Here is a 217-nt window from a genome sequence, read left to right as displayed (position 1 = left end):
GAGACCTTCTTCACGTCCTGGGCCGCCGCCTGCAGTACCAGCTTGCCGACCCGGGTCGAGCCGGTGAAGCTTACCGAGCGCACGCGGGTGTCCTGCACCAGGGTTTGCATGGCCATCTGTGGCTCGCCCAGCACCACGTTGAACACGCCCGGCGGGAAGCCGGCTTCTTCGGCCAGTTGCGCGAGGGCCAACGCCGAGTAGGGCGTTTCATGGGCCG

At 67.7% G+C, this 217-nt stretch carries 1 protein-coding gene; it reads right to left on the bottom strand.

The genetic code is table 11. The annotated features are described in order from the left end of the window. Window positions 1-217: aldehyde dehydrogenase family protein (locus tag HX846_RS40175; RefSeq protein WP_256740515.1), on the bottom strand; the 217-nt coding region annotated here is incomplete at both ends.

Origin of the sequence: Pseudomonas sp. K5002 (assembly GCF_013386655.1) — a bacterium.
Classification (GTDB): Bacteria; Pseudomonadota; Gammaproteobacteria; order Pseudomonadales; family Pseudomonadaceae; genus Aquipseudomonas.
The sequence above is the reverse complement of the archived record's forward strand: the minus strand, read 5'-3'. Positions and strand labels throughout refer to the sequence as shown.